This is a genomic window from Micromonospora sp. M51 (genome assembly GCF_018070305.1).
GTDB classification, from domain to species: domain Bacteria; phylum Actinomycetota; class Actinomycetes; order Mycobacteriales; family Micromonosporaceae; genus Micromonospora; species Micromonospora parva.
In genome coordinates this window covers 1-7,708 of the sequence record NZ_JAGPXZ010000245.1, presented here as the reverse complement: position 1 = coordinate 7,708, position 7,708 = coordinate 1, and the positions used below count along the sequence as shown (strand labels likewise).

Below are 7,708 nucleotides of genomic sequence, written 5' to 3'. Positions count from 1 at the left end.
GAGCAGCACAGTGCTGGCAGAGCGCCGCCCCGGCGGACGCGCGCCGCACCGCCGAACCATCTCCACGACGACGGGCAGATGTCCGCCGTACGTCAATGCGGCCACGTGTTCCCACCGGCACCGAGGCGTTCAACCTCCGACACGTCGGAGGCGTCCCTCGCGTCACGACGACGGACCCGAACCGGTGACGGGATGAGCAGCGATCGTGATGTCCGAAAGCACTGATCCGGCCCTGCCCGCGCGGTAGGGACCCAACGCCATGAAGGATGACCATGCGCCGTTCCCTCGCGGTGATCACCGCTGCCCTGATCCTCGGCACCACAGCCAGCAGTGTCCCGGCCGGCGCGTCGGGTGCCTCCCACCGCTCGTGCGCCGGTGGCCTGCTCTTCTGTGAAGACTTCGAGCGCCTGCCGCGAGGTGGCGCCAGCACGTTGGACTGGGGCGTCGACACCCGCAACGGCACGCTCACCGTCGAGCGTGCCCGCCACGGCAACCAGGTGTTGCACGTGCACACGGTCGACAACGGGCGGGCCTTCCTGCGGGTCGACGATTTCGCCGCGCCGGGCAACCGCTTCTATGGCCGGATGCGGCTGCGCGTCGATGCGTTCCCCACCGCCCCCGACTGGGCGCACTTCACGCTGGTGGAGGCGACCGGCACCGGTAGTGCGGAGGTCGTCCGGCCGGTCGGCGGCCAGTACGCGCCCACAGTCCCCGGCATCTTCTGGGGCGTGGGCGCCGACGGTGGCCCGACCGGCGACTGGACCAACTGGCGGGAGTCCGCCCCGGTTGCCGAGGACACCTGGCAGTGCTTCGAGTGGAAGCTCGACCCGACGGACAACCGCGTCACGGTGTGGATCGACGAGGTGGCGATCCCGGGGCTGAGCGCGTCGACGACCGATCACGGCGGCAACGACGTGCCCTTCGTCCTGCCGACGGTGAACACAGTGAAGATCGGCTGGCAGCTCTATCAGGGCGGCACCACACCACGCGACTTCGACCTCTGGATCGACGACATCGCGCTCTCCACCAAACGACTGGGCTGCTGACGTCGTTCGTCACCGGGGGCGTCGAGCATCTCACCGCCGGCGCCCCCAGGACTGCCGTCGGCTTTCCGACTCACCTGCTCGGACGCTCACCGCTCCGGTCAACGTCGCTGCCTTCGTCAGGCACCGTCATCATCCGACGCGGCCCAACCGTGCCATCCGTGCCTCGCGCTGATGCGCGTGGACACGACTCCCACCTGCGACTACGTCAGGTGACGCCGGTGCCCGGCGGGTCAGACCGGCACGACGACCTGGACGGCCTGTGTGCCGTCGCCGGGTCCAGTTGACCTCGAAATGGCCGTGACCTGCGCCCCGCCGGGACCGGTCATGGGGTCGAAAACATCGCCCAATCAGACGTTTCTATGCCGAGTCCGCTCCAATCACAATGGTTCCCTTGGACACGGGGGGTGATCGCCGCATGACAACTTTGATCTTCGTGCACGGTACGGGCGCGCGCACCTCACGGTACGAGCCCGTGCTCAAGAAGTTCGATGCGGCGATGCGAGACCGGTGTCCGGACACGACAGTCATCCCGTGTCTCTGGGGTGACCGGCTCGGCTCTCCGCCACCGGCCCCGCACAGGTCCATCCCCCGATACCGGCCGAGCACCACCGCACAGTCCCCGGTGTCCGGGTGGCCGACCGCCCGATGGACCATCCTGGACCTGGATCCCTTGCATGATGTCCGGGTCTGCGCGGCGGTCAGCGCTCGCACCCGTCCGGCGCCTCGCCTGCCGGGGCAGCTCAGTAACGCGGACCGCATCTCCCGTGCGGTGGCCCAGATGTCGCAGGCGACCACGCTGAACGAGGATCTGGTCGCGACCGGGCTCGCCGAGGGGTTCGACGTGGCGGTGGACTCGGTGCTGCGTTCGGCACCGGCCCGCGAGGCGATCGCCCAATCCCAGGGCGACGCCGCCTGGGGTGAGCTGGTCGACGCGCTGGCCGAAGCGATCATCGCGGAGACGCTGCGCCACCAGTCCACCACGACACGCCTGGTGCCCGCCGATCGGCGGCGGCTCGTCGAGTCGGTGATCGACGCCTTTCAAGGCGGTCAGCTCGGCGTACTGGGCACAGCGGCCAGGATCAGCGCGGAGCTCGCCATGCGGATGGGTGGCGCGTGGGCGCTCGACCACTGGCGCGGCTCGCTCAGTGACAGCGCCCACCCGTTCGTGGGCGACGTCCTGCGTTACCTCGCCCGCGGCGAAGCGATCCGGCGGCTCATCGCCGACTGCGTCCGGGACGCGGGCGGTCCGGTCGTCCTCGTGGGGCACAGCCTGGGCGGCATCGCGGCGCTGGACACGCTCGTCCTTCGGTCGCTGCCCGCTGTCGCGGCGCTCGTCACTGTCGGGTCGCAGGGGCCGCTCCTGCACGAGATGGGTGCACTGCCGAGTCTCGACGCCGGCGAGCCGCTGCCCGGCTCGGTGCCCCGCTGGCTCAACGTCCACCACCGGCGGGACCTCCTGTCCTACCTGGCCGAACCGATCTTCCCGGGGCGGGTGGAGGATGTCGAGATCGCCGGAAACGAGGTCATGCCGGAGGCCCACAGCGCCTACTTCGACCGGAAGGACTTCTACGACCTACTCGCGTCACTCGTCAAGGAGGTGGGGAGGGCCGCCCCATGACCACCGCGCCGGCTCTCGTACCCGGGGGCCTCTCCCAGCGGACGTTCGCACTCGTCGTCGGGGTGCAGGACTACCCGGATCTCGGCCCTGACTTCGCCCGCAAAGGCATCGCCGACGACGCCGTCGGCTTCGCCGAGGTCCTGTTGAGGTTCGGTGTTCCGGCGGCCAACATCCGGCTCCTGCTGTCGGCCGAGGAGATTCCGCCGATGCCGCACGGCCTGGAGGTCGCCGGTCCGGCAACGTCCGCCGCAGTTCGCGCGGAGATCCTCCGGTTGCCGCAGCACGACGGCGACCTGCTGTGGGTGTTCTGGGCGGGCCATGGTTGGTACGCCGACCTGCAGTCGCGTCTCCTCCTCGCCGACGCCACAGCGGCACACCAGATCAACATCAGCTTCGAGGAGTTGGTGACGCTCTGCGGCTCCGAGTTCCTGCCCGGCTTCGGCCGGCAGGTCTTCACCGTGGACGCGTGCCGCCTGCCGAACGCGCGGCTCCCGAGGGCCGAGTCGCTGCCGGAGAAGGAGGAGGGCAAGAGCGAGTGCTGGCAGGCGATCATGTACGCGGCACCGCCCCGTCGCGCCGCCGGGTACTCGTACGGTGACCGTGGCGGGCTCTTCTCCCGTTCCCTGTTGGACGCGTTGAGGCGGGCCGACACGGCGGTGTGGCCCCCCTCGCTCGCCGACCTCTCGACCACGGTGCTGGCCGGGATGAAGGACCGGGGATCGTCCGACAGCGAGCCGACCACCTGCTACTTCAGCCCAGAGACCGGAGTGAACGAACCCGGCCGCCGGCTTGTCGCGGGCCCGGCGGCCGACGCCACCAAGGCCTACGAGCTGGCGGGGTACGTGATCCCGTCCGGCTGGTCGCCGGGTCGGCTGGTGCCGGGTTGCAGCGAGCGTACGGCGGTCCGGCTCGACCTGCGGTGGATCCTGGACCGGACACCGGCCCACGGCGTGGTGGCGGAGCCGTCGAATGCCGACCTGGCGACCGACCTGAACAGCGCTGAGCTGGTGCTCCGGGAGCACTCCCGGATGACCGTCCCGCAGCGTCGATGGCTCACCGTCGAGCCGGCACGGTCGGGCGATCCATGGCGGCTGTCCGACGCCGACTCCGCGTTTCTCGACGCGGGCGGTCCTGACGAGGATCACGCCTTCGTGCTCCGCGTCGACGTCGAGGTTGCCGCGGAGGGCCCGGACGCCGCGACGGCGAGCCTGTGCCGTGCCTGGACGGCGTACCTTCGGGACCGCTTCCCCGCGTCCTCGGTCGTGGTCGCCGTACGGGCCCCGACGCCGGTCGACGCCATGCTCACGGCACAGCGGTTGGCCGAGGTGCTGACCAGAGACGGGACCGGTTGGTTGACGGTGACCCGCTTCCGGCCGGGCGAGCGGCCGACCACCGCCACCCCGCTGCCGTCGGGCAGCACCCCCGCGACGCCGGTGCTGCCCGCTGTCGTGCACCGGCTGCGCCAGGAGGCCGTCCGACGCGGGCTGAAGCCCGTGCTCCCGCCGCTGCCCGGCCACGCCGGACCGGACCTTGACAGCGTTTCCCCTTCGCTGCTGGCCGATCTGGTGATCAGCGAGCTGGAGGACGGCGACGGCCGGGTGGCGGAAACCGACCTGATGTGTGCCGTCCGCGACTTCCTGCCAGGCTGGTATCCGCAGTTCCTGACCGCTTCCGGCGCCCGGCGCACCGGCGCCGGCTGGGTTGCCGGGCTGACCGTGGCCTGCGCCTTCGACGCCGACGTTGGCAGGTGGCTGGACTCAATCGGTGATCGCCGGGTGGCACCGACCGACCTGCCCGCCCCGCTGACCGAATCGGTCGTCGAGGCGCTGGTGCTGGCGGCCCTCCGCGATCCGGCCGCGCGCCCGAAACTGCCCGGCTGGCGGTCCGCCTTCGCCGGCCGCGCCATAGCGGACCTGGTCCGGGTCATGGCCAGCCGCCCCGCCACCCCCGGCGACGGGGACGGCACGTCGTCGGCACCGACACCGGCCGAACTGAGCCGGGAAGCGGCACTTCTCACCGGGCGCATCGGCGTGGCCGCCGCGATCGTGCGCGCGGCCCGACCCGCGGAACGGCTGACCGACGCCTACATGGCTGCCCTGCGCGCCTGCCCGATGAGCGCGGATCTGATCGAGCTTCTGACCGGGCCGCCGGACGTGCCGTCCGCCGTGGCGATGGCGGTGGGACTGCGGCCGGTGGACCCCCGCACCGAACAGGTGCTCATTGACCGTATCGCCGAACTCAGACGCGTCCTTCACTACCTTCCGGCTCACCCCGACGGAGAGTGCGCATGATCGAGACCTGGTACTTCTGTTCGGCGGTGCACGCGTCGCCGCATCACGCGGAGGCGTTCATCTCCATCACGGAGGCGCTCACCTCGCGACACTCCGGCGCTGACCTGCTGAACGCGGCTCTGCGTCAGCTCGCCAACTGTGAACCGGCCATGCGCCGGTACGCCGCCCCGCAGGTGCTGGCCGTCGCCGTGCGGCCCGGTGTCGAACCGGGCACGGCGGCCCTGGCGCGCAGTGCGCTCGACGACACGCTGGCAGTGCTGGACGGGTCGATCCGTACCGCGGTGGCGCAGGCGGTGGAGGCCATCTTCACGGCCCGGTCGGCCGAGACCGTCGCGGGTCACCTGTCGGAGGCGGCGCGACGAGCGCTGGCGCGCGTGCGTCCCGGCCGCGCGGCGCACCCCTATCTCGACATCGAGAGCTTCACCGCCGAGGTGGTGGTGCTCGCCGCCTGCGTCGAGGCGGCACGGCGCATCCCGGCGTCCGCGCGACTCGTGGTCGACGAGACGATCGGCAAGCTCAGCCGGGACGCGCTCGCCGGTCACTGCGGCCGCCGAGCGCAACTGCTCGCCGTGGAACTCGCCGCCATGGTCGGCGACGAGCTGATGAGCTCCGACGACGTCGTCACCCAACTCCTCGATCCGCGCATCGGCGCGGCGTTCCAGGAGCCGGACCTCCTTGCCGCGATCGCCCGACTCACCTTCGGATTCCCCGGGACGTCCGCTCCGGCCGGCCCGGCGCCCGGTGCGGCCGGCCTGATCTCGAACGAGGTCGTGACGCTGTCGCACCTCCGCCGACTGCGGCGCGGGCGACCCGATCCGTCGACCGCGTCGGAGGTCTTGTCGCGGCTGGGACTGTCCGGTCAGCATCCGGCCACCATCGCCATGGTTCTCTGGCAGGCCGTCCTGGACGAGCTGTCGGCCGACATCGATCCGCAGGGGACGGCGGACGCGCTGGCGCACCGGTGGATCGCACCCCACCGGGAGATCAACAAGCCGATCCGGGTACGGATCCCGCTGCCGACCCACGAACTGAACGCGTGGCAGACGAGCGCGGCGTCGCTCGCCCGACTGCGGACCGGGAACGAGAAGCCGGTGGAGTTCATCGTCCGGTCCGGGCCCCTGCAACTGTCGAGCTGGTTCTCCGTCGCCGTGCTGTCGCCGTGGTTCAACCGCCAGAACAGCGCGTACAACGCCCGCTTCACCCGAGATCCGGACGAGCAGATCAGGGACTCGCTGTTCCCGATGGGTGGTGACTCCGTCCTGCTGCTGCGGCTGATGCTCGCGGTGTGCACCGCCGTACGCCTGCTCCGCAGCGTCGAGGCCGGCCGGGCCGAACACCTCGCCGCACTCGTCCTGCACGCCGCGGACGTGCTGTCCGACACCCGGCACCGGGCCTTCCTGAGCGAGCTGGCGTACCGCCTGGAGTCGCCGAACCCCTCGATGTCCCTCCCGCTGGCCGGGCTGGCCCTGCACACCTACCGGGAATACGAGCGGGCCGGCGACGGCAGGTACCCCCAGATCGAGCCGTCGGTCTTCGCGGATCTGCTGCTCGCCGACCACCACGAGGAGGCGCTGCCACAGCAGGAGCGGTGGTTGCGCGGCCGACCGGGGGTGTCCCTGGTGACCGGCTGGATCGAGAACGCCCTCAGCGGAACGGTGCCGGACCTCGACACCGGTGGCCAGGGGCGATGGCGGCAGCCGGTGGCCGGTGGGCTCAGCCTCGCCGAGCGGGTCCTGATCCGCGCCGTCCAGATCCTTCCGCCATCGCTGACCAAGCGACCGGCAGCCCTGTTGCGGCTGCACTTCCGGCGTGCCGAAGAAGGCGACGCGCTGACGCCGTGGTACGAGCGCGACGTTCATCCGTCCCGCGTCTCGAACCAGTGGGAGGTCCTGGCCGTTCCGCCGCTCACTGCCGACGGCTGGCGACGCTACCCCAGTCTCGTCAACGATCGGCACGGCGTTCAGCTCGCCCTGCTGACCGAGCGTCTGGCGGCCCTCCTCACCGAGCCGGACGTGATCTCTGAGGCCGAGCGCACCGACTGGGTGGAGCAGTGGCGCACCGCGATCAACGCCGTGACCAAGGTGCGCGAGCTGTCCCGGCCGGTCCGGATGCGCCTGCTCGCCGCGCTCGCCCAGGGCATCGGGGGCCACTCCTGGCAGCGGTTGGTCCTCGAGGACATCATCGACACCGAGATCGAGTTCGGCCTCGGCACCCCACTCGACCGCTGGCTCATGTTCGACCGGCTCGGACCGAAGGCGGTGCTTCCGCCGTACCTGGCCGAGGCTCTCCGGCATCGTCTGCTTCGCGGCCTGTACCAGCGGCAGTCGGTGGACCAGCAGGAGCGCCTGCTCAACAACCCGTGGCAGTCACTCGGCGTTCGGCGGAGCAACGCGCTGCTGACCATGCTGATGCAGCGACTCGTCTTCGAGCTGGGTCCCGCCGACGTCGTCATCGGTGGGCACACGCTGTCCGACTTCGTCCTGCAACTGTGGCAGGACGCCCATCAGAACCTCCGCCTGACGGAGCTGAGCATCCCGGTGGACGAGGATGAGGGGGCACACGGCCTGGTCGACCCCCGGCTCCTCGCCGGGCTCACCGTCGACCCGGTGGACGGCGTGCTCCGGGTCCACTCGCGACGATCGCCGCAACTGCGGACCTTCTCGGGGGCGAGCGTCGAAGACCCGTTCCGGCTCTCACCCGAGCAGTTCGGGCGCCTGCTCGGAAACGACCCCTCGTACGTCATCGGCATGGTC

At 71.0% G+C, this 7,708-nt stretch carries 4 protein-coding genes; all 4 read left to right on the top strand.

The window, feature by feature from the left end; translation table 11 throughout:
* The first annotated feature begins 272 nt into the window (after positions 1-272).
* Positions 273-1,046, top strand: a complete 774-nt coding sequence (locus tag KBX53_RS15235) for a hypothetical protein (RefSeq protein ID WP_209444531.1) — start codon at positions 273-275, stop codon at positions 1,044-1,046.
* A gap of 778 nt (positions 1,047-1,824) precedes the next feature.
* Positions 1,825-2,664, top strand: coding sequence for a hypothetical protein (locus tag KBX53_RS15230; protein WP_210859941.1), 840 nt, complete (start codon positions 1,825-1,827; stop codon positions 2,662-2,664).
* Complete coding sequence (locus KBX53_RS15225) at positions 2,661-4,955, top strand: caspase family protein (RefSeq protein ID WP_210859939.1); 2,295 nt, start codon at positions 2,661-2,663, stop codon at positions 4,953-4,955. Before KBX53_RS15230 ends, KBX53_RS15225 begins: the two co-directional genes overlap by 4 nt.
* A partial coding sequence (locus KBX53_RS15220) for a hypothetical protein (RefSeq protein WP_210859937.1) occupies positions 4,952-7,708 on the top strand: 2,757 nt, incomplete at its 3' end. The genes KBX53_RS15225 and KBX53_RS15220, both read left to right, overlap by 4 nt.